A 20,975-nucleotide genomic window follows, 5' to 3' on the forward strand; every position below is an offset into this window, starting at 1 on the left:
CAATCATAGGAGGGTTAAGGATGAAACGAAATATAAAAGGGACATTCAATAGAGTACCTAATGGTAATTTTCTAAAAAAAAGCGAAACTAAAGACGATTTTCCGGAAGCTTGGTTTCAAATCGGTGGAAATAAGGAATCTAGCTGGAATTTCAAGCATGAGCCTTGGGATATGTCAGCTTTGAAGATTAGTAATAATACTGCCATTCGCGCTGGAATCATCCAAAGTCCGGAGGCTTCTCTAGGGATTGATAACGTTAAGGAATGGATCATTAAAATTATCCTAAAAGCAGATAGGCCTAATGCACAAGCTTATTTACGTATTTATCCCATCTCTTCACAAGGGGATGTAGCTAAGCCTTGGGAGTATCGCTTTGGAGCCGGGTTGGAGCAGGAACAGTTTCAGCAAGTCATTAGTGCTGATTATGACGTGGATTTCTTACGTCTGGAGACAGGGATTTTAGGGGCAGGGTCTCTCTGTATATACAAAATAATTGCATATTCTCTCTCTCCGAACCGTATGAAAAGGCGCGTGAAGAAGCCTAAACAAGAGATTCTTTATATAAATTCTATACAGACGATAGGAGAAATAATTAAACCGATTCAACTTGCAACCCCAATTCCCCTGAAGATTCCAGTCAATGTCCAAGCACATGTGAATGCTGATGTACGAAACCTGACGCCGATTCGAGACAAAGTGCAGATTTTCGGAAATAGCCAAGTTCCAATAGCGACATCAGTATCCGGACGAGTTCAGGTGGAGATTAACGGACATGGATTTCATGAAAGCCTCGAAGAGGTTACCGCTAGTGAAACAATATCCTCAACCATTACTCGCGATATTTCAGCACTTCTTCGTTGCTCCTTTGCTGTTTGCAATTTCGGATGCAACCTCGCATATGTAGATACAGAGCTTAGCCCTGACGGAATCCATTGGACTGCAGAGGATAACCCACACGAGGTCGGCCCCGGAAAACTTGTGATCATTTCTCCAAAGAAGTTTTTGCGATATACAAGACTAACATACAAGGCAGAGAATTTAACTTCCTTGAGGATTTGGGTTCAAGCTCAAAACTAACAATATTCACATAACCTGTTAATATGTCATATTATCAGATTCTAATTTGTAGATTATAAATGCTATGAAGGTGGGACGGAAATGACTGATAAAAACCAAGTTTATAATAGTCATTTCCTATTAGAACAAGAGAGTAATCTCTATTTTCCAGATGGATGGGCTCAAACCGGTGGAGACGGTGCAACTAAGTGGGAGTGGGTTTGCACCCCGAATGGTTCAAGAGCTATAAAGATTATGCATCCGTCGGGACCGAGAGCGGGTATTATTCTTGAGAATAATGTTGTGATACCTGCTGGAGAGGGGCAACGATGGGAATTCAGGGCAGTCCTGCAAACGGAGCCAGCAGAGGTTTCTTGTTATATTCGAGTGTACCTTGGTGCTGTCAGCCAATATTTATTTACCGTGCGCCCTAGTTCAGAGCTGGAGGAATTTACACGGGTTTTTTCCACGCCAACAGGTGTAACGGGACTTCGAGTTGAGGTTGGAATCCTAGGTGAGGGAATCATTTCTATTCATGAGATTCAAGGCTGGAGGCTCTACCCGAAGCGAGAATTACGGCTTGATGAAAAGGGGCAAGTATATGTCCGGCACATCGATTCTATAGGGAAAATCCAAGCCCCGGTCTCCGTGAGACTTGTTAGTCCGCTTCCCATGCCTGTAGATATAAGAACTCCTATTAAAGCTGATGTACGTGATTTGACACCTTCCCGTGATGGTATAAAAATTTACAGCAGTAATGGAAACTCTATTGACTCAACCTTGGATGGTTCCCTGCAAGTTAAAATGTCTGGAAGAAAGTATCTTCAAAGTGTTGAATCAGTGACTTCAACTAATATTTCTATTGCAACCATGCCAAAGGATGTGTCTGAGGTAACTGTCTTTTCCTATGCGGTTCATAATACGGGAACAGAAGTCGTCGTGGTACAATTACAAATAAGCCCAGATGGGGCAATCTGGACAGCAGATGATTTGGAATGCAAAATATTACCGGGAGCGCTTTCGGTTTTTACTCCAAATCGTTTTCTTCGTTACGTCCGCCTTATTTATCACTCTCAATCGCCCAACCCTTTGAGTGTATGGTTCCAGGCCCAAGGATAGGGGGGGGGGAATCTTAGGCCGTTCACGCTTTGTTTAGTACACTCAGGACATACTTGGAAAAATATTAAAGAAGCAAAAGAACCGTCCCCTTCCTGCTCTCTTCCCTTGAATAAGAACATTATAAGAGTTCAGGAATATTATGGAACATGAAAGGGGAGCTGATTTCAGAGGAGAGATTTTTATGGACGGACTAGCTTTGGTTTTTATGTTAGCGGTTCTAGTGGAGAAAGTCGTTGAGATTTTTAAAGATATAGTTTATGCTATTCCCTTTTTTCCAGATAAGTTTAGGCCCCTTACTTTGGAACTTTTGAGTTTAGCATGTGGGGTTCTTCTTGCATTTCAGAGTGGTATTAATGCCTTAGAATTATTAGCTGTTAAGATCTCTAACCCTGGGGTAGGTATTGTGATTACCGGACTTGTTATAGGAAAGGGAGCAAATTTCGCGCATGATTTTTTCCATTCGTTTAGTAAGAATAATAAGCGATAGAGGGGATTTGTATGACACAGCGCTCGGTCATACGACGCAGAGCAAACTAACCGTTTAAGCGACTGGCTTTGGGGAGCGGGGTGCCCGCCAGATGAGCAATCCGTGGCTCACTGGCGGCAGTGTACATCCCTGTACACTGCCCCGTGTTTCGGGTCGGTCGCTTAAACGGAAGTTTGCTAAGCTGCTTACGTAAAGACGTCGCGCTCGTGTCATACTGCGTCCCAGGCTTGGGTCCTGAGAACGGAAGGGTTTTGGGTGACGGCACATTTCATGTGCGTCGTCAATGGATGTCTTATTGGGAACGATTAACTGGATTGCTAAGCTAATTCATAAAGACGTCGCGGTGTTATACGGCGTCCGGGGCTTGGGTTGGGGGAACGGAAGGGTTGGGTGACGGCACATTTCATGTGCACCGTCTATGAATGTCATATTGGGAACGCGCTTAACTGGAAGTTTGTTAAGCTACTTTCTTAGAGACGTTGCCTTACCTCCGATATTTTCTTAGAATCGAAAGTCGTTTGTAAGGTTAACTGGATTTGTGCAAGTCATAGATTCGGACATAACACATACTCCTTTTGCCCCCGTTTTTTTAATAACCTCTATTTTATCTTTTGTAATTCCACCAATAGCAAAGACAGGGATGGTGACTAAAGTGCAAACTTCTTTAAGAAATGAAAGACCTCTTGGGGGGACTCCTTTTTTACAGTCTGTAGAGAATATATGCCCTGCTATTATGTAGGAAGCACCTAATGCTTGTGCTTCCTTGGCGTCAGGCACTGTGTGCACTGAGGTGCCAAATGTAAATTCACTGACTTCACTTTTATATTGTCTTAAGTCAGAGATTGATAAATGGATATTTCTGAGTTTAAGTTTAGTGGCGGTTGTAATATTTTGATTGATAATAAGGGGGACTTCATGCAAGTCGCAGATTTCGCTTACTTTAGCTGCCAGGTATTCATATTCTGTCAAGCTTAAGTCCTTTTCTCTCAGCATGATGGCATGGGGTTTTCCTTTGGCCAATTGACTTATTCGACTTAAATAATCGTCTTTACAATCGTTTCGATTGGTTACACAAATTAACATATGGTTTTCCTAAACCCTTATGTAATCTGTATAAACTGGCTGGAGCCCTCTGTTGAGAATCATTTGATGTACTTCGCGCACACTTCGTGAGTCGGAGATTTCAAATTGTTCATCTCCTTTTTCATCTTCTTTGTGCCCTCCAACACCGACACATACACCGGCAGATATTTTTGTTGCCACCATTCCTATTACATTATCGCGAAAACCCGCTCTTTCCCTGGTGGAAATAGTAATGCCTGCAAAGGGCATAAAGAGGCGATAGGCAAGCATCACCTGTAAAAGTTGTTTTTCATGGACATCATGAGGGTTATTCTTCTCGTTATTGATATAAGGCCTTAGACGCGGGGTGGAGAAGGAGATCTCTGCGTGGGGATATTTTTGTTGAATGAAAAACGCATGCAATCCTACTGCGAAGGCATCTTTTCGGAAGTCGTCCAGTCCGAGGAGTGCTCCGAAAGCGACGCCTCTTATTCCACCTGCTAATGCACGTTCTTGTGAATTAAAACGATAGGGGAAAATTCTTTTTGGCCCTCTTAAATGTACTTGTTCATATTTATCCGTATTATAAGTTTCCTGGTAAACGGAAACAAAATCTGCACCAGAGTCTTTTATAAAGGCGTATTCATCGGTATTTAAGGGATATATTTCAATGCCGACTGTAGAAAAGTATTTGGCTGCCAACCTAACTGCTTCACCGATATACTCTACTCCTGACTTATGTCGAGACTCCCCAGTTAAAATTAAAAGTTCTTTCAAACCTGTCCGGGCTACTTCTTTAAGTTCTTCTTCAATTTCCGCGAAGGAAAGTATGCCTCTTTTTATTTTGTTTTTGCAGTTAAATCCACAGTAGACACAATGATTTTCACAGAAGTTAGAAATATATAAGGGGGTAAACAGGCAAACAGAATTACCAAAATGCTTTTTTGTTTTGGTTGTTGCTTTACTTGCCATTTCTTCTAAATAGGGCATAGCTGCAGGGGATAATATTGCCGCGTAATCTTCTATCGTTGTATGGTCTTTCATTAATGCTTTTTTTACATCGTTACTTGTATATTGGTGATAGTCATATTTTTTTACTAATGCCATTACCTTTTCCATAATAACCGAATCAGTAACTTCCATGCCATCTAGATAGTTCATATGATTTACATTCTCTGCTTTCATAATTAGTCCTCCAAAAACCCAGTCAAAGGACTTGATGCCTCTGCCCGATAATTTAATACTCTCCCAAAGCCTGCGAGATAGGCTGCCCGACCAGCTTCAATCGCCAGTTTAAAGGCTTTGGCCATTAAAGCCACATCTATTGCTGTTGCTACAGCAGTGTTGCACATAATAGCATCAACACCCATTTCCATAGCTTCACAGGCTTGGGATGGCCGGCCTATACCAGCGTCTACGATAATCGGCAAATGTATTTCATCGATTAAGATTTGTATGAAATCTTTTGTGCACAACCCTTTGTTGCTTCCGATTGGTGCACCTAAAGGCATTACTGATGCTGCACCAGCACTTTCTAATGATCTTGCTACATTTAAATCCGGATAGATATAGGGCATAACAATAAATCCTTCTTTAGCAAGAATTTCGGTTGCTTTGATTGTTTCATAGTTATCCGGCATTAAATATTTAGAATCATGAATCACTTCTAATTTGATAAAATCCCCGCAACCGATTTCTCTTGCCAGACGGGCAATTCTAACGGCTTCCTCGGCATTTCTTGCCCCGGAGGTGTTTGGTAACAATGTAATTCCTTTAGGAATATAATCCAAAATATTTTCTTGACCGTCTAAATTAGCACGTCGCAACGCCAGAGTTACTATTTCAGCTCCTCCGTTTTCGATAACTGCATTTGTCAGTTCTAAGGAAAATTTACCAGACCCAAGGATAAATCTTGATTGAAACTCATGTCCGCCAATCATTAATTTCTCGCTCACACTAAAACATCCTTTCTTAAACATCTTCAATATCTAACAATAGTCGAAGAACCATATTAGCCTGATGCCCGGCACAAATTTGAACTCTAGGTGCCATTAACCCTTTTCCAATTTCTGCTCCGTTTTCCAGGTCACCACACACATATAGACGTTTCATCGGCTTTACTGTCTTAATTAAATTGGAACTTTCATAGCCTGCCATGCCGGAGGCAGAAACTATTTTGATATTAGAAAGCTGATTTAAGGAGACATTCACCAGCATTGATTTCGCTTCCGGTTGATCAAATGCTTCGCAAATAATGTCATAACCGTTGAAAAGCTCTAGAATATTATCTTCTGTGACTTTTACATTCTGAGTTATTATTTTAATAAAGGGGTTAATTTCTTTAAGCTGCTTTTTTAGTGCCACAGTTTTTGGCATTCCTAAATGACTTATATAATAACTTTGACGATTTAAGTTGCTTGGCTCAACAATATCAAAATCCACCAGAAACAACTGCCCTACACCAATTCTGGCAAGAATAACTGCAATATTGGACCCGAGGCCGCCTAATCCGGCTATGGCTACCTTGCCTTCTTTTACCTTTTTGTGTACATTTGGCGTATGCCTTGCCATCATCATGCTCTCTAGTTCTGCCTGCTTAGGCATGGTGCCTTTACGAATGAGGGTTAATGTATCATTCTCGGATAATTTGCTGTCCTTTTCTATTTGAAAACCATTTAAAATTACGATATCAGTTTCGTTCCCAATTTGGTCTCTTGCCTCAAAGGCCGTCTGATATACTAAATCCAGCTTTTTTCCATTGACTTCTATTATCATTAATTAGCCTCCGCCCACAAATCGGACAATTTCCAGAGTATCTTCATCGCTAAGAACAACGTTTTGGTAGGTCGACCTTGGAATAATTTCACCATTTCTTTCTACAGCAATGGTATTAAAATCAATACTTTGAGATTGTAAAAAATCAAATAAGGTTTGACTTTTATCTAATGTAATAAGGGTTCCGTTTACTTTCATTGTCTGCCTCCTTAAAAAAACATATAAAAAAGCACAAAATGAAATTACACCCTTTCGGTGGTGTACCCCATTTTGTGCTTTTTTTATTTAGGATTATATTATAATGCGTTACTGTTTTAGTCAAGTCCTATTGTTTTCACTTTTCCCATAGGACTAGATTGGGGCTGGGATCTAAGATCGAGAGATATTGTTCTAAATTTCCATATGTGCCATTGGGATCAAGCTGTTTATAACGGTAATACTTGGCCAAGCGGTCTTGGGGTCTGACCCAACCTAGGTGTTTGATTCGGAGAGGGCTGGTGCCACCACGTAAGTCCGTGATATTTTTAGGAAACCTCCCACAATGTTGGGGGGTTTCTTGCCATTTAGCTTGGAAATCGGGAATATTGCGCACGATAAAGGGCCGATACCATTTGTGGGCTTGCCAAAGTAGATCGTCACGATAATGGTTTTCTGTCCAAAGGTCAAAGAGACGAAAGCTGATGTAATCGACAGCTGAAGAGTGATTTAGTAACTCGCGAATTTGCTTAGGGCCATCATCTTCAAACATCTCGTCAGCGTCCAGAATGATTATCCATTCCGAATGGGTACTTACGGCTATTTCCCAGAGTTGTTTACGAAGGAGTATTTCATTATGGAACAGGGGTTCCTTGTTGGAGTGGAGAGTTAAGGGAATTCCCTGCAGTATTTCCTGGCATAGTTCTATAGTATTGTCCTTGCTGGCATCGTCTAAAATAACGGCATGGTCAATGTATTCAGCGGCTTGTTTTAAGACTCTTTCTAAGTGGCGACCGGATTCATTGTGGACTAACATCGAAAAAGTGATTTTGCTTGGATTCACGGTTTGGAGAGTGTGGAGCTGAAATCTGTTATAAAGAGATTGCTCTGGTGGCAGGTCGCTATTGATCGGTTTTTCGCCAGTAGCTCGAGTTGTGCAAGTGGAATCGGTGGAATTAGTGCAACCAAAGGCTTCCACCGGCACTTGTGGCTTGGCGCAAGCCAGGTTTCCTTTATACTCTTGGAGTTTGACGAGTTCTGATTCTCGATAGATATGAAAAGGCGGGTAATGGGTGTCTGCATATAGTTCTAGTCCCAAAGCTACCGCACGTACACAGAAGTGGCGGTCTTCTCCAGTAAGTCCTAGGTTGTATATTTCGCTAAAGGAGACTCCTCGACTGAGGGCTTGTTGACTAATGAGGGTACAGGCTCCTAAGCCCCCTACTTTATAGGTGCCAGGACGAGAGAGCATTTGAAGAAATTCCTGGGTCCTTTGGGTTATTTCTACTTCACTGAGGGGCTCTCTCCCCGATTTATATAAGGTGTACTGATCTTCCATCCACACTTGGGGAAGAGGGATGAGTTCAGGTTTCCACTTTGTCCAAAAGACTTCAGACACAATTTTCTTTCCTAACGAAAGCAAATGGGTTAGGGTTTTTGGATCTAGGCTGAGATCGGAGTCGACGAGGAAAAGGTAATCATAACCTTCATCGAGCGCTATTTTTATAAAGCGATCCTTATAACGAGCAACTTTCCAGATTAGCTCCTCTCGCCAATAGTGGGTTGACTCGTCACAAAGATATTCACTCTTGGTATCGGCAGGGAGAATTCGGACATTAGTTTGCCCAAGGGCAAAGCGAGAGAGCAAACTATGGTCATTATGATCATCAATAAAGATAAAATTAAGCTCAACTTGGCTTTTATCTAAGCGTGTAAGTGAATCCAAAAATTCAGAGAGAATTTCCTCCTGTTGTTTGACAGGACTGGCTAGGAGAACACGATAGTTCATCATTTATGCCCCTTCCTGAAAATCAATCTACACCACCGATTTTCCCTTGATTCAATTACGTGGCAAAGAATATAAAGCGCTTTTTTCAAGAGGTTATTAACTCTGTTTTTGGCATTGGAATTAGTTGCTTCCATGTCTTTTATCATGGCCATACTACAGAGCAGGATTTCCTTAAGCGCGAGCGTCAAGTATTCGCGGGTAACATTTTGTGTCATATCAGGATCGGATTCAGTTATTCTAAGCTCCGAAACTTTAGGAAAATGGCTAAGGAGGGCTAAGAGTTCCTGATGAGAAAAAGGTTTGGTATTAAGCGTTCGGTAGAGGGTTAATAAGAGCATAACTAGGTAGAGTTTAAAGCTCTCGCTGGTCACATTTGCAAGCAATTCTGACCAGGATTCAGTTTTCGGCCAGTTCTCAACTTGCAAAGAACCCTGTAATAGACAATCAATCGAATAGCCTTTCCGAATCAGGCTAATGAACTGTTGCAAGGGATAAGGGGAAGCGGGTGCGAATTTGAGGGCACGAGTGTAAGCATCGTGAGCTTGGGGAAAATCACCGGAAGATTGATAGACGTCGCCAAGCAGACAACATACCTGGTCAAAGGTCGCCAGCGTCATCGTTCCGATATGCAGAGACAATTGGAAGTCTTCAGCCGCTTGAAAGTAGCTCGTTTCCTGAAGATAAGCAAGTCCACGGAGATAAAGAAAATCCGCTTGATCAGGATACATACTCAAAGCCTTACTTAAGAAGTCAATTAATTTCGGCGCTTCTTCAAGGCGGAGATAGCCAAGTGCAATATTGAGAAGAACATCTTCAAAATAACCCTCGTTACCTGACAGGAGGGTTAGGGATTTTGTAAGATGTTTTAGCCCCTCAAGGATAGAGTCTTGTTGATAGTATTCCAGCCCAAGGCAGTAGAGCAGGAAGGGGTTTTCTGGATTTTGCTTAAGTTCCTGGGTAATGATTTGGCTGTTTCGAGAAAATTTATGCTTATAGTCCAGACGGTCTTTAAGGTAACCATAGTGATGAACCGTGAGTGGAACTGAGGCTAAACCACAACCGTTATTAGCTCTAAGAATTGAAGGGGCAACTTGTTCATGAATGGCTCCCTCAAATCGATAATCTGGTCTATTCCGAAATAAACGTACCACCTGATCACTGGACTCACTCATCGACGAGTCGAGAATGTTTCTGATTCGGAGATAGTATCCTTCTACCTGGCTATCTGATAAGAGTACGTAAAAGGTCTCAGGGTTTATTGTTTCAAGAACTTCGTCTGCATCTAGGACAATAATCCAATCCGTAGAGGCTTGTTTGAGGGCGAAGTTTCTGGCCATAGAGAAGTTCTTCGTCCAATCGAAGTGAAATAGTTTTGCGCCTGCACTGAGAGCTAATTGTGGTGTACTATCTATACTGCCCGTATCAATAACGATAAGCTCATCCGTTAAATATTGAACGCTTTGAATGGCCGTCAGAATGCAGTCTTCTTCATCTTTGACGATCATACATAAGCTGACGGTTTCTTTAGTCTTCATAAATCAACCATCAACTGTCTGTTGCCATATTTAGCAGTAAAACGATTTTTAAGATCCTGTAAGCGTTGGTCATAGTCCCTGAGAAGCCAATGGAAACTTTTTTCAGTGGTTTTTAGGAGTGTTTCAAGACCTAAGCCATAAGCCTCAACAAGTGGGTTATAAATGAACTCACGGGATTGATAACGCTTATAATCAACGAACAGTTCAGTAATTAAGACTAAAAGTTCTTTCTCCCGAACCTTTAGCGGAGATGTGGGAAGGGGATGCTTCTGCATAAATCGGATTAACCACAGGAAAATGTAAGCATCGCCCCGGGTCGAATGATTTTTCCAATGCGTGATTGCCAAGCATCTAGCCTTTAAAAGATCACCGAGCAAGATGAGCGCAGCTATAGAGAGTGCTTGGGCAGAGTCGTAAAAAGGACTTTGCAAGGTAATCTGGCCTAAAGACTCAAAACCGGCCTTAACTCTGCCAGAATAGATACAATATTTACTGTAGTAAAAAAGGAAGCGTTCACTATCTGGAAAACTGTCTTTTTGGGTTTCCAGACAGCGAAAAGCCTGCTCTGAATGATTAGAGAGGAAAAATAGCTCGGCTGAAGTGAGGCAGAAAAGGGGATCGTCTAGGAATCCAAGCTCTTTTAGATGATGATAGCAAAGAGAAGGGCCTTTTTCGCTAAGCAGATTCAAAAAGAGTGAATAGAGGGGGAAGTGGTACTTAGGATTGAGCTTGAGGGCTGTTTCATAAGCGTTTCTGGCTTCGAGAATCCTTCCCATCTTTTCATAACAAAAGCCTAAGTGATAGTAAGCTAAAAAACCTTCAGTGCCTGTGAAATGGCTAAACAGTGCAGAGGGAGGACCGCAAGAAATAGCATGATTAAACCACTTCAGGGCAATAAGGTATTCCTCCTTTTCTTCGAGCAGGAGTCCACCAAGATAAAAGAGATCTGGAAAGTTTGGATATTCTAGGCTTGTTTCAAGACAAAGGGAGAAAGCCTCATCAAGCCGGCCTAATTCTTTAAAGGATAAAAGGAGATATTTTAGAGCAGGAGCCCGGAAAAGCAAATGGTCATCGTTTAGACCGTGATAAGCTTTTTGTAAGAAAGGCAGAGCATAGCCCGCTTTACCAAGCATGAGCCACTCAACCCCCAGGTAGTAGTGTAGAAAAAGGTTATGAGGATCTTCTTCTAGGGCTTTTTTCAATAAGTTAAGGTTACGGTTTCTTTTTTTGTGACGTATTTTTAGGGGTAGAAATTTATGCTTCAAAATAGGCTGTGTGGTAAACCCGACTTTTTCATGATTCGAAAGGAATACCTGTTCATGAATCTTGCCGGCATACTTATAACACCCGTTATTTTTAAACAACCGAAGCACGTAAAAGGTATTGTATTCCTGCGTGGAATCTGTGATGGGGTTAAGAAGAGGAAGCAAGAAAGCTTCCTTGTCTTTTTCTAGCTTTAACAAGGTATGAAGGCAATTAATATCTGGGCACTCAACCTCTTCGTCGGCATCCATGGCAAAAATCCAATCACCTGAAGCATGTTCAATGGCAAAATTTCGAGCGGCACTAAAATCGTTGTTCCAAGGATAGGAGTATACATTTGAGGTATAACGCTGAGCAATATTGATGGTATCGTCAATAGACCCTGTATCGACAATAACAATTTCGTCAACTTCGTTTTTTATACTTTCCAGACAATTGGCTAAATGAGCTGATTCATTTCTGACGATCATGGTGAGGCTAATCCGCTGGTTCATCGCTGGACGAAACCTCCTCCGATAACTTTTTAAAGATATCGTTTCCGGGATACTTTTGTAAAGCTTCATTCACAATGGCTTGTCGCCGGGTGGTATACAGTTCTATAAGACGAACATAGTAACGGGGAGTATCCGGATCTAATTGGAGAGCCTGTTTATAATGTTGTTCTGCTTCTGAAAGTCGTCCCAGGTGAGAGAAGATTTCGGCGAGCTGGAAATGGGCTTTAGCTGATGGAACCCTTTCAATAGCTGATTGTATGAATGGGATTGCTCTGGTTTCTTCACCATAATCCACAAAGATTTGGGCAATTTTTGAGTAATATTCGGTTAGGCATTTTGGGTGAAGAGCATGTAAGAAATACATTGCTCGATTGATCTCTTTTAAAGCGACCAAACGCTGGACAATATCAAGCAATAGCGACATCCCATCTGGTCCCAAAATAAAATGAGGAGAAGATGCAGTTTTTTCAGAAAAGGCTGGAAAAAGGGAAATGACATGTTCTGTATCAGGCTCTAATCCAAGGGCATGCAACTCTTGCCAAAGGGGGCGGACTTTCTGAGGTCTGTGTTGAATCCAGAAGCAAAATAACCTATTGACAGTGGCTATAGGGTATTCAGGGCTGTCGAGAGAGAAATCTTCAAGGAGTCTTAATGCCTCAAAGAATCGCCGTTCCTGAATCAGACAGATGGCTTTTCTGAGTTTGATGTCTGGTGAAATAGGAAATCCTGCCTCAACTTGGTCTAAATAATGCAGGGCCAGACCGTAGGCTCCATGTCTGAAATAGATATCTCCCATTAGTCGATTAGCGGCTGGAGTGCAGAAGTCACAGACCTTTTCTAGACATTCCATTGTATAAAGGGGTTCTTTGGTTGGTTTTAGTATGCTGACGAGATGTTCTAAAGCATGGGTAAAGTTGGGGTTGTCACGCAGGCTGCAGAGGTAGTATTTAAGCGCTTCTTCTTCATCTAAAAAGGATTCCGCAATTTGTGCAAGATAGTAATAAGCTCTAAACCCCCTAACCCCGCCAAAGGAGGAATATTGCGGCGGTTGTTCAGGCATAGAGAGTGCTTGAGATAATGCATTTCGTGCCTGAGCATATAATTTTAGGTCAAGCAAGATAAGACCGGTATAAAAGTAAAGATCTGCGTAGTTGGGGAAGAGTTTAAGGCCTAGGGCAGCAGTATTAAGTGCCCCTTGAAGTTGGTCTGAAGACTGTTGAGCCATTACAATATAGCGGATGAGTTTGGGAAGAAAGATCGTAGTTGGATCAATGTCAGTTGCTGACTGGATTAAGACATTGGCCGCCTCTGCATATCGTTCAGCCCGAAACAGTTCGACACCATAATGATATTGAAGTAATCGATTGGTGGGGTTAAGCATCAGTTCCTTCTCAATCAACATTAGATTACGCTGTTTCTTATCTTTATCCTTAATGACTTCGTCTAAATAACCGTGATGAATGATTGTAAGATCCTCTGCAATCTGATAACGGGCCTTAGAGTTGTTCTCTAATATCACATCGGCGATTTGTTCATGTATTGCTCCACGGAAGCGATACTCCTTCTTATTGCGAAAGAGTCGAAACACTAGGTCAGACACAGTTTCAATCCAACCTTCTTTGCCAAGGTAATTCTTAATTTTAACAAAGTAGCCTTCAACTGTTTCATCTTGAACTAAGCGGATTAAAGTCTCCCGACTATCGGACGATAGCTCTTCATCTGCATCTAAAAATAAAATCCAATCTCCCTGAGCAAGTTCCAAGGAAGCGTTCCGAGCATCACTAAAGTTATCATTCCAAAGGAAATGATGCAGGATAGCACCATATTGGCGAGCGATTTCACACGTAGAATCTGTAGACCCTGTGTCGACAACAATAACCTCATCGGCAAGGCCGGACAGGCTATTTAAACATCGCCTTAGACTTTGTCCTTCATTTTTAACAATCATGCACAAACTGATCGTTTCGGCCATAGCTTATTTGCCTCTCATCTCTTCTCTTTCTCGTTTTACTAATATATGCATACAAAAACAGAAACTTTCCGGCGAGAAAAAGAATAACATGTAGCATGTAATCTGGATAAATATAGATTACAAGGGAAAGGGAGGGAAAATAGAGGCATGGCGAATTTTAAAATCTTTCAGGACAATCCCGATCAGGCAAAGGTAAAAATTTTTGGAGGTAATAACGCAGCCTTAAACACGGATTCCTCAGGTAATCTGACGATCACTTCTACAGGTTTGGCAATTACTCCGCCGACGGACGGCTTAGCGATTACGTCAACGGGGTTGGCGATCACCGCACCGACGAATGGTTTGACTGTAACTGCGGCGGCAGAAGGGCTGGCGATAACTCCTCCAACAGGCGGTTTGGCAATTACTCCGCCGACGGATGGCTTAGCGATTACGTCAACAGGTTTGGCGATCACTCCCCCGAGCGGAGGTCTGCTTATCACGGCCGCAGGACTATCTATGGTCAGTGCGACGACAGATGTATCCGCTACTCTTGCGAATATCACTGATACGGCAGGAAGCGGGGATACAACTTACAATGTTTTGGGTGTTGAAACCTGGACCTTCGGTGTCGTCAACGAATCATTAGCAACAAACGCCCAAGCACTGGTAACAATGCAGATTAGCCCGGATGGAGTAAACTGGTTAGATGAAGCGGGCCCGGTTACAATTAATCAGAACTCTTTGACCACGTTAGTTTCTTCAATATTTCTAAAGTATGCGCGAGTCTACTATAGTGCTGTGAATGCAGCTAGTGCGGTTACCTTGAATGTTTTTTTTCAGGGAGAATTATAGAGTATGAAAGCCCAATGGAGATCAGGAAGTAAGAATTCTGGTCTCCCACTCCCACTTGTGAAAGTGGGAGTCTCACGATTAGATGAATTAGGCCTTTTCTTGTCTCTTTGAGGCAAATACCTCCATAAACACATAAACTATTACGACTATGAAGGCAGACGGTAAATAGGGAGGTGCTTATATGGCGAAATCCAGCTGCATGAAATGTGGAAGCAATCAATTTGAGGTTGTCCACGCCAATAATCTAGAAGGAACCACTCGAGCTGTGCTCTTCGTACAGTGCACCAACTGTGGATCAGTGGTTGGGGTGTTGGATTTTTTGAATGTTAGTCTAAAAGCAGAGCGTATGAAAAGTGATCTAAGAACCTTGGCAGAAAAGATATTGGTTCATATTAAAGATATTTAACATCTATCCGCAAAAAGAACACCTCTGTTCAAAAAGAGGACTCTTATTCATCTGGAATATTATGAAGAACTTTTATTGGATCAATGGGAGTTTGAAATGAGATAAAGAAGAAGGCAAAGGCGTACCTTCTTCTTTATCGTTTTATTTTCACATAAAGTCTTAGTTAAGCACTTTATGATAAGCTTCCAAGGTTATCTCTGCGACTCTCGACCAAGGATAATGTTTTTGAATATGCTGCATCAAAGGCAAAGGAGAGGCATTATAGGATTGTTCAAGAGCAGTGCGTAAGCTCGCGTCATCCAGGGGGTGTACATATAGGGCCATGTCCTGAAAATATTCCTTAGGACTTCCTTGATCTGTAGAGATGACAACGGTACCACAGGCACTGGCTTCTAGGCTGGATAGGCCTGGGGTTTCAAACCAACTTGGTAAAGCGTGGGCTTTAGATGCTGAATAAGCTGAAGCAAGAAGTGCTCCCTGCAGAGTGCCCATATGTGTGACGTTTGAAAAAGCTGTCACCATTTTATAATAATTTTGGTCATTGACTGGGCCTAAGAGGACGAGAGACAGACCAAGTTCATGACATGTTTTTGCTAACCAAAGTTGATTTTTACGAGGGGATATTCGCGCAGCACTGAGAACGAATTCTTTGGGGAGATCAGGAAACTGTTCCCGAAAAAGTTCTGGGGTTGCTCCGATGAATGAATCTGGAAAGCCATTGGGTGCTACTTGGTAAGAAGCAAGTTTGAGGAAGTCTTGTTGAAGAACATCCATTTCGATCTGACTATTCGGGAGTAAGAGATCACATTCCCCCAAGAGGCGAGCCCGCATGGGTTGCATGTGTTTCCAGACTGCAAGGGCATTAGAACTTGCACCTTCACGTTTAAGGTAGGCATTGGGGGGCCAATAAATAGGGGATATAATAATTGTTTTCTTTTGCTTTTGGGCATTGAGAAAAAACATATAACTTTCTTTGATGCGAGTGATATTGAAAATGTGAACGAGGTCATAAGGGGAAAGATCAATATTAGGATCAGCAGATAAATGCACTTCGATACCAAGGTCTTTTAGTGCTTGCCCGGTTGAAACGATCTGGACAGTATCTCCAGCAGGGTTTTTCATAAAGTCTGGACGAGCCTGGAAAAGTACTTTCATAAAGAATCCTCCCGAAAAATTCTCGATGGGTAAGTGGCAATGAAGGATTTGGCAAGGAATGTAATTAGGAAACTGGGAAACTGGGAAACTGCGAAACTGCGAAACTGCGAAACTGCGAAACTGCGAAAAATTACAAACAACTGGAATTCAGAAGAAAATCAGAAATTATGTTTATTAAGAGATGATAGGCTATAACTTTTGTAGAAACTTATGAACGGACTGGATGCGTTGTTGATAAGTATGGTTGCGGTACACTTCTTCTTGTCCTTGGCGAGCAATTTTTGCTCGCAGGTCTTCTCGGCTTAAGTAAAAACGCACAAGTTCTAATGTTTCGTCAGGATGACGGCTCCAGACGAGATGGACATGGTTTTTAAAGTAGTTTTCAATGGCAGGTGTCCAATGGGTTAGGAAAAAGGCTCGACAGCCTAAGGCTTCGAAAGTTCGCATGCTCATCATAGTGGGAGAGTCTGTCACAGAATTTAAGCCTAATACAATTTTAGCGGAAGAATAAGCACACGGTAGCTGATCATAGGGTAAATATCCTTGATACGATCCGGGCTCCAACGTGTAATTATCCTTGTTCGACAGCCAGTCTTCATTCCCGAAAACCTTTAAATCAAAGGGTCCAGATCGCAAGGGAGTAAGGATTGTTTCTAAACCAATCCTGCGTTGAGGATATGAGGTATAGTAATTGGCAACGAGAAGTAAATCGCAAGAATACTTAATTGACGATTCCGTCGGCCGATGAAAAGAGGGATTACAAGCAAAGTGAAAATAGTGAGCTTGTATTTTCTCCCGCTGATAAAGCGCTAGACATTCCTTCGCAGGGGTAAGAACCAGACTGGCCCCACGTGCCAAAGGTCGAGACATAAGGCGCCAGTCCGGAGGATCATCAATGGCCCAATAGATTAAGGGAAGGGAGTGCCGGCGTAAAAGTGGAAATAGTTTTTGGGCCACTGTGGAGATAGAAACTCCTTCAGCTAAAGCAAATTTAGGCCTCCAGGTCTTTAATAAATTAGTTAAGCAATCTTCCCAACCTGATTGGTGAACTGGAATATAGCGAATGTCATCGAATGGAGAAAATCCGGAGGCCAGTCCTTGGCACAATAAAGATGAATTATTTAAAAAGAGAACGTTCATTAATTGTGTCTCCATTGATGTTTAGATTGTTCAATAGCAACTTCCAAGGTTTTAATCAAGGTTGCGGAGTTAACACGGTATCGTTGAGCAGCCTGCTCAACGCTCATATTGAGTAAGCTTTTCGCCCCTCAACCAGATGTGAGTATTCCAAACTTACGAAATGTTTTGGCTGTCTGAGGATACGTACAGAGAATATCAGCGATATTGGTGCTTAAATCTAGGTGATCCATTTGTTCCAAAAACCTCCTTTAGTTTTAAGATCATCCTTTTCTGATTGAAGTTGAGAAATCTGGGTTTCGAGTTTTTCAAGTGATGAGTCACGCTCTTCTTGTTTGACCAACATGACACGCATAACTTGAGAAAGACTTTGGGTTTCCTTTTCTAGATTGGACATGGCTTCCTTGACCGGTTCAAGTTCATCAAAGGGTGGTGGATCTTCTTGTTTGGTTTGAAGAGCATTTTCGGAAATTACTTCTATTACTTGGTCAAACTTGGAGAGCATATTTTTTACCGCAAGACTGAGAAGGTTGTTTTCTTGTTCGAGATGGGCAACTGTTTTGATCAAAGATTGGAGTTGATCCGATTCTTTACTTGGCATTGGATGAAGGACCTCCTCGGTAAGGTTCTCGGGAACAAGAGCTTCTGGAGTTTGATGGGGCTCAACTATTTCAGTGACTTCTGGGGTTGCAACTGTTTCATGTACTTCAGAGATTTTGGGTATTTCAGTAGCTGATCCAGGAGTATTTAGCATTTTGATAATAGGTTCAGGGGGGATAACTGGCGGGTTTGGTGAATTTAATTCGCGGATGTTTATGGTTGCAGGGATGTTCGGAAGAGGGTCACAATTGGATGACAGTTGGTCTGGATAGAAGGCCGGCACGGGAGGCGGAGCAGGGGTGGGAGTTGGAGTGGAAATAGGAGAGCGAACTTGGTTAGGAACAGGGTAGCTGGGTGAAGGCGGCGGAGTCTGAAAATTAACGTTGAAGCCTAATTCTCGGTAATAGGCTGGAGCGTGCCTCATTACTTGATCTTCTAACCAGTAAGTTTGATGGAAGTACTTTCTATCTTTATGAACCCATTGCAGGTTCTGCTTAGAAGGAGTGTGCGAGTAAAGTAATTTCCATCCTTTGCCATCGTTTTGCATGAGGATTTCTTCCCCGGTATAAACAAGGAGCCATAAAACTCCACCTATCTCTAGGGCCCCAATATTTTTGCAGGGAGTATTAAACGTTTTAATCGGAGCTAGTGACGGATGCCAAATACTTGACAATTCGTGGGCGTCCAGCTGTTGTGCTGAGCGGAGTTCAAACTGTCCAGTGGGTGTTTTAACGACCCAAAAGAGATGATGAACATTGTCGGTTGTCATGAGTGCAGCCATATCCATGACCTCACCGGCTATTTTCAATGTTTCGGTTGGAGATCCCCATATATGAAACGTTCCGTTAAAACGGTTCGTAAATAGAAGAGAATACCGCCCTTGGAAAGTTACGCTGCAAAGATGAAGATTACCCTGACTGTCTAAGTTAACATGATAAAGCGGTTCTCGCGGATGAACGACCTCTCCCATATGGGTACTGTGCCAAGTGTTTCCGTTCCAAAATCGGTGCTCAATACGCCAAAGTTCAGGGATGGATTTGTGAGTAGATGCGTAAAAGATATGTATTACCTTGCCTTGCGGAAACAGAAAAAGCCTGCGGTATCGTGTACCGCGAACGTCAAGTTTGGCAATCAGGGTTGTCTGGGGTGTACCTGCTCCAGAAATAAGAGTGTAACAGAGATCTCCACTTGATTTGAGTACGACAAGATGAACGGTTTTAGAATCAGTCATAATCCCATGTGCTAATAGAAGCGGTTCCTGGATTCGATAAGTGGGTTCATAATTGTTTGCAATAAACAGCGCACATCCTTGAGAGTCGATATGTAAGTATGAAGATTCGCTTTCATAGGTTAGAAGGAGGGGGCTTAAAGTGTTTCGAGTTAAGACAGCCAATATGATCACTTCCTTTTTTCGTGATTTAAGTGATCCTTTCCGTAATAAGAAAGGGCCGTTTTTGGACGGCCCTTTCTCTGGAAGGGCAACCATTTATAAGATAAGAGGGTGAACAACACATGTTGATTAGTTATTGGCAAGTATCCAGTTGTGGCGGGAAGAAATCACTTGGGAATGGTGTGAGATTGACATCAAAGAAATTGATACACGGATTTTCTGGGATTTCCGGGAATTCCTCGCAAACTGGAGGTTCTGGGCAGAAGCCAAAGGCTGGAACGAGGAGTTGAACAAGGCCTGTAACCTTTGTGATGACAAAGCTTCCAATGGCAATTTGAATCGATGTTGTCGTAAACAATGGACTGGTTAGCACTTCTGTTCTAGTTTCAACGCGCAAGTTAAAGTCAAATTCTGGTCGTGTTGGTGGGAAGTACATGACGATATCTTTGTTGATATCTGGAAGGGTACCTGTGACTGTAAACAAGACTCCGGTTGAATCCCTTAAAGTTAACGTGTAGGGAATTTGAATGGTGAATTGAACTCTGGAGAAGTTAGGCCGTGCAGGGATTGGTGTAATGACGACACTGCCAGGAACAATCACCCCAGTAGCAAAGGTCATACTTACAAAGGTAAATGGAGGTACACCACCAACTGGTAAGGCAACGATGAAGGCAGGGAAGCATTCCCTTTGCAAACAGCTGGCATACACTTTTTCAACGATAATGCAGACAGATTCGGTTATTTCTTCAAGTTGATAAGGGTCTGTCAAATCGATGGGATCACTAGGTGATAGAGCTGAACCAACTCTTCCGACGGTAACACCTCTTGGCGGGAATGATGTTGGTAAGGCAGCTGCGATAGTATTGGTTAGCGTATTGATGATACTTATTGAGCTGTCACCTTCGTTAGCAACCCATAATTGTGTGCCATCGCCGGTAACATCCAGGCCGAGAGGATTTACTCCAACTGGAATAGTTGTTATAACGTTAAGGCCCGTGGTCGAGATTACGCTTACGCTGTTTGATCCGAAGTTACTTACATACATAAAGACGGGATTTACAGGGTTTGCAGCAATCTTTTGCGGATTCGAGCCAACTGTAATAAGGCTCAATAGAGCATTTGTGGCTGTGTTAATAACACTAACGTTGTTGCTGCCGCTGTTAACAACGAAGAGCTTTGTATTGTCTAAACTAACAGCCAGACCATTCGGTGAAGTACCTACTGGGATTGTTGCGATGACGGTATTGGTTACTGGATTAATGACAGAGACTGTATTACTGTCGCTATTGCTTACGTAGACACGACTGCCATCACGGGCAATAGTGACATCGATTGGTCCTGAACCAACCGTAATGGTGCTTACTACAGTATGAGTTGGAATGCTAATAACGGAAACAGTTCCACTTCCAGAGTTTGTCACATATGCTGTAGTACTAGTAGGGTCGATGGCGACTGAAGTTGGGGCAAGACCTACTGGGATCGTTGCTAAGACTAGATTTCCAGCGGTGCAAATGACAGAGACGGTGTTGCTTCCGAAATTAGGAACTAAAACTTTGGTACCATCCGGCGTGCGTCTAGGGAAAGCTGGAGCAATCCCCACAGGAATGGTAGCGACTAGCACATCGCTGTAGACGTTATATATGGCGACGGCATTGTCGAGCGTTACCCATGCATGGGTTTCAAATAGCATGTGTGTATTCCCCCCTT

General features: G+C 42.4%; 18 protein-coding genes. 5 read left to right on the forward strand and 13 right to left on the reverse strand.

The genetic code is table 11. The annotated features are described in order from the left end of the window. Window positions 1–20 precede the first annotated feature (20 nt). From BUB11_RS22890 to BUB11_RS22900, 3 genes are all read left to right on the forward strand, one after another. Window positions 21–1,076: a DUF6385 domain-containing protein gene (locus BUB11_RS22890; RefSeq protein WP_073032548.1), complete on the forward strand. Its 1,056-nt coding sequence runs from the start codon at window positions 21–23 to the stop codon at window positions 1,074–1,076. Window positions 1,077–1,157: 81 nt separating this feature from the next. Further along, a complete protein-coding gene (locus BUB11_RS22895) occupies window positions 1,158–2,174 on the forward strand; it encodes a DUF6385 domain-containing protein (RefSeq protein ID WP_073032550.1) in 1,017 nt (338 codons plus the stop codon). A 181-nt stretch (window positions 2,175–2,355) separates the two neighbouring features. After that, complete coding sequence (locus BUB11_RS22900) at window positions 2,356–2,661, forward strand: hypothetical protein (protein ID WP_073032599.1); 306 nt, start codon at window positions 2,356–2,358, stop codon at window positions 2,659–2,661. 501 nt (window positions 2,662–3,162) lie between these two features. On the opposite strand, the gene BUB11_RS22905 is transcribed toward BUB11_RS22900, so the two are convergent. The 9 genes from BUB11_RS22905 to BUB11_RS22945 form a co-directional block, all read right to left on the reverse strand. Beyond that, complete coding sequence (locus BUB11_RS22905) at window positions 3,163–3,744, reverse strand: thiamine phosphate synthase (RefSeq protein ID WP_073032552.1); 582 nt, start codon at window positions 3,742–3,744, stop codon at window positions 3,163–3,165. Window positions 3,745–3,753: 9 nt separating this feature from the next. After that, window positions 3,754–4,908, reverse strand: a complete 1,155-nt coding sequence (gene thiH / locus BUB11_RS22910; protein WP_073032553.1) for a 2-iminoacetate synthase ThiH — start codon at window positions 4,906–4,908, stop codon at window positions 3,754–3,756. A gap of 2 nt (window positions 4,909–4,910) precedes the next feature. Beyond that, window positions 4,911–5,663, reverse strand: a complete 753-nt coding sequence (locus tag BUB11_RS22915) for a thiazole synthase (RefSeq protein WP_200797978.1) — start codon at window positions 5,661–5,663, stop codon at window positions 4,911–4,913. Window positions 5,664–5,694: 31 nt separating this feature from the next. Next, complete coding sequence (thiF, locus tag BUB11_RS22920; protein ID WP_073032557.1) at window positions 5,695–6,498, reverse strand: sulfur carrier protein ThiS adenylyltransferase ThiF; 804 nt, start codon at window positions 6,496–6,498, stop codon at window positions 5,695–5,697. 3 nt (window positions 6,499–6,501) lie between these two features. Then, window positions 6,502–6,696, reverse strand: a complete 195-nt coding sequence (gene thiS, locus BUB11_RS22925) for a sulfur carrier protein ThiS (protein ID WP_073032558.1) — start codon at window positions 6,694–6,696, stop codon at window positions 6,502–6,504. 136 nt (window positions 6,697–6,832) lie between these two features. Beyond that, window positions 6,833–8,482: a glycosyltransferase gene (locus BUB11_RS22930; protein WP_073032601.1), complete on the reverse strand. Its 1,650-nt coding sequence runs from the start codon at window positions 8,480–8,482 to the stop codon at window positions 6,833–6,835. Continuing rightward, window positions 8,482–10,017 (reverse strand): glycosyltransferase, encoded by a 1,536-nt coding sequence (locus BUB11_RS22935; RefSeq protein ID WP_073032560.1) that lies wholly within the window; start codon window positions 10,015–10,017, stop codon window positions 8,482–8,484. The genes BUB11_RS22930 and BUB11_RS22935 overlap by 1 nt, the downstream gene beginning before the upstream one ends. Beyond that, the gene (locus BUB11_RS22940; RefSeq protein ID WP_073032562.1) at window positions 10,014–11,774 is read right to left on the reverse strand and encodes a tetratricopeptide repeat-containing glycosyltransferase family 2 protein; all 1,761 of its coding nucleotides are present in this window, start codon (window positions 11,772–11,774) and stop codon (window positions 10,014–10,016) included. The genes BUB11_RS22935 and BUB11_RS22940 overlap by 4 nt, the downstream gene beginning before the upstream one ends. Continuing rightward, on the reverse strand, window positions 11,758–13,746 hold the full coding sequence (locus BUB11_RS22945) for a TPR domain-containing glycosyltransferase (RefSeq protein WP_073032564.1): 1,989 nt from the start codon (window positions 13,744–13,746) through the stop codon (window positions 11,758–11,760). Before BUB11_RS22945 ends, BUB11_RS22940 begins: the two co-directional genes overlap by 17 nt. A 147-nt stretch (window positions 13,747–13,893) precedes the next feature. Here BUB11_RS22945 and BUB11_RS22950 point away from each other — a divergent pair, with 147 nt between their 5' ends. Both BUB11_RS22950 and BUB11_RS22955 read left to right on the forward strand, forming a co-directional pair. Further along, window positions 13,894–14,580, forward strand: coding sequence for a DUF6385 domain-containing protein (locus tag BUB11_RS22950; RefSeq protein ID WP_073032566.1), 687 nt, complete (start codon window positions 13,894–13,896; stop codon window positions 14,578–14,580). Between the two features lie 181 nt (window positions 14,581–14,761). Then, the gene (locus BUB11_RS22955) at window positions 14,762–14,986 is read left to right on the forward strand and encodes a hypothetical protein (RefSeq protein ID WP_073032568.1); all 225 of its coding nucleotides are present in this window, start codon (window positions 14,762–14,764) and stop codon (window positions 14,984–14,986) included. 159 nt (window positions 14,987–15,145) lie between these two features. On the opposite strand, the gene BUB11_RS22960 is transcribed toward BUB11_RS22955, so the two are convergent. The 4 genes from BUB11_RS22960 to BUB11_RS22975 form a co-directional block, all read right to left on the reverse strand. After that, window positions 15,146–16,141 (reverse strand): glycosyltransferase family 4 protein, encoded by a 996-nt coding sequence (locus tag BUB11_RS22960; RefSeq protein ID WP_073032570.1) that lies wholly within the window; start codon window positions 16,139–16,141, stop codon window positions 15,146–15,148. A gap of 189 nt (window positions 16,142–16,330) precedes the next feature. Then, window positions 16,331–17,296: a CgeB family protein gene (locus BUB11_RS22965; protein WP_242947706.1), complete on the reverse strand. Its 966-nt coding sequence runs from the start codon at window positions 17,294–17,296 to the stop codon at window positions 16,331–16,333. A 202-nt stretch (window positions 17,297–17,498) separates the two neighbouring features. Next, window positions 17,499–19,271 carry a hypothetical protein gene (locus tag BUB11_RS22970; protein ID WP_073032573.1) on the reverse strand — a complete coding sequence of 591 codons (1,773 nt, stop codon included), beginning with the start codon at window positions 19,269–19,271 and terminating at the stop codon, window positions 17,499–17,501. 130 nt (window positions 19,272–19,401) lie between these two features. Continuing rightward, on the reverse strand, window positions 19,402–20,958 hold the full coding sequence (locus tag BUB11_RS22975; protein ID WP_073032575.1) for a YncE family protein: 1,557 nt from the start codon (window positions 20,956–20,958) through the stop codon (window positions 19,402–19,404). Window positions 20,959–20,975: the final 17 nt, after the last annotated feature.

The sequence above is a fragment of the Desulfosporosinus lacus DSM 15449 genome, from assembly GCF_900129935.1.
GTDB classification, from domain to species: domain Bacteria; phylum Bacillota; class Desulfitobacteriia; order Desulfitobacteriales; family Desulfitobacteriaceae; genus Desulfosporosinus; species Desulfosporosinus lacus.

Bases quoted from the DNA above. Each gene is read 5' to 3' on its own strand.
- BUB11_RS22890 (WP_073032548.1), top strand. From the start codon at position 21: ATGAAACGAAATATAAAAGGGACATTCAATAGAGTACCTAATGGTAAT.
- BUB11_RS22895 (WP_073032550.1), top strand. From the start codon at position 1,158: ATGACTGATAAAAACCAAGTTTATAATAGTCATTTCCTATTAGAACAA.
- BUB11_RS22900 (WP_073032599.1), top strand. From the start codon at position 2,356: ATGGACGGACTAGCTTTGGTTTTTATGTTAGCGGTTCTAGTGGAGAAA.
- BUB11_RS22905 (WP_073032552.1), bottom strand. From the start codon at position 3,744: ATGTTAATTTGTGTAACCAATCGAAACGATTGTAAAGACGATTATTTA.
- thiH (WP_073032553.1), bottom strand. From the start codon at position 4,908: ATGAAAGCAGAGAATGTAAATCATATGAACTATCTAGATGGCATGGAA.
- BUB11_RS22915 (WP_200797978.1), bottom strand. From the start codon at position 5,663: ATGATTGGCGGACATGAGTTTCAATCAAGATTTATCCTTGGGTCTGGT.
- thiF (WP_073032557.1), bottom strand. From the start codon at position 6,498: ATGATAATAGAAGTCAATGGAAAAAAGCTGGATTTAGTATATCAGACG.
- thiS (WP_073032558.1), bottom strand. From the start codon at position 6,696: ATGAAAGTAAACGGAACCCTTATTACATTAGATAAAAGTCAAACCTTA.
- BUB11_RS22930 (WP_073032601.1), bottom strand. From the start codon at position 8,482: ATGAACTATCGTGTTCTCCTAGCCAGTCCTGTCAAACAACAGGAGGAA.
- BUB11_RS22935 (WP_073032560.1), bottom strand. From the start codon at position 10,017: ATGAAGACTAAAGAAACCGTCAGCTTATGTATGATCGTCAAAGATGAA.
- BUB11_RS22940 (WP_073032562.1), bottom strand. From the start codon at position 11,774: ATGAACCAGCGGATTAGCCTCACCATGATCGTCAGAAATGAATCAGCT.
- BUB11_RS22945 (WP_073032564.1), bottom strand. From the start codon at position 13,746: ATGGCCGAAACGATCAGTTTGTGCATGATTGTTAAAAATGAAGGACAA.
- BUB11_RS22950 (WP_073032566.1), top strand. From the start codon at position 13,894: ATGGCGAATTTTAAAATCTTTCAGGACAATCCCGATCAGGCAAAGGTA.
- BUB11_RS22955 (WP_073032568.1), top strand. From the start codon at position 14,762: ATGGCGAAATCCAGCTGCATGAAATGTGGAAGCAATCAATTTGAGGTT.
- BUB11_RS22960 (WP_073032570.1), bottom strand. From the start codon at position 16,141: ATGAAAGTACTTTTCCAGGCTCGTCCAGACTTTATGAAAAACCCTGCT.
- BUB11_RS22965 (WP_242947706.1), bottom strand. From the start codon at position 17,296: ATGGAGACACAATTAATGAACGTTCTCTTTTTAAATAATTCATCTTTA.
- BUB11_RS22975 (WP_073032575.1), bottom strand. From the start codon at position 20,958: ATGCTATTTGAAACCCATGCATGGGTAACGCTCGACAATGCCGTCGCC.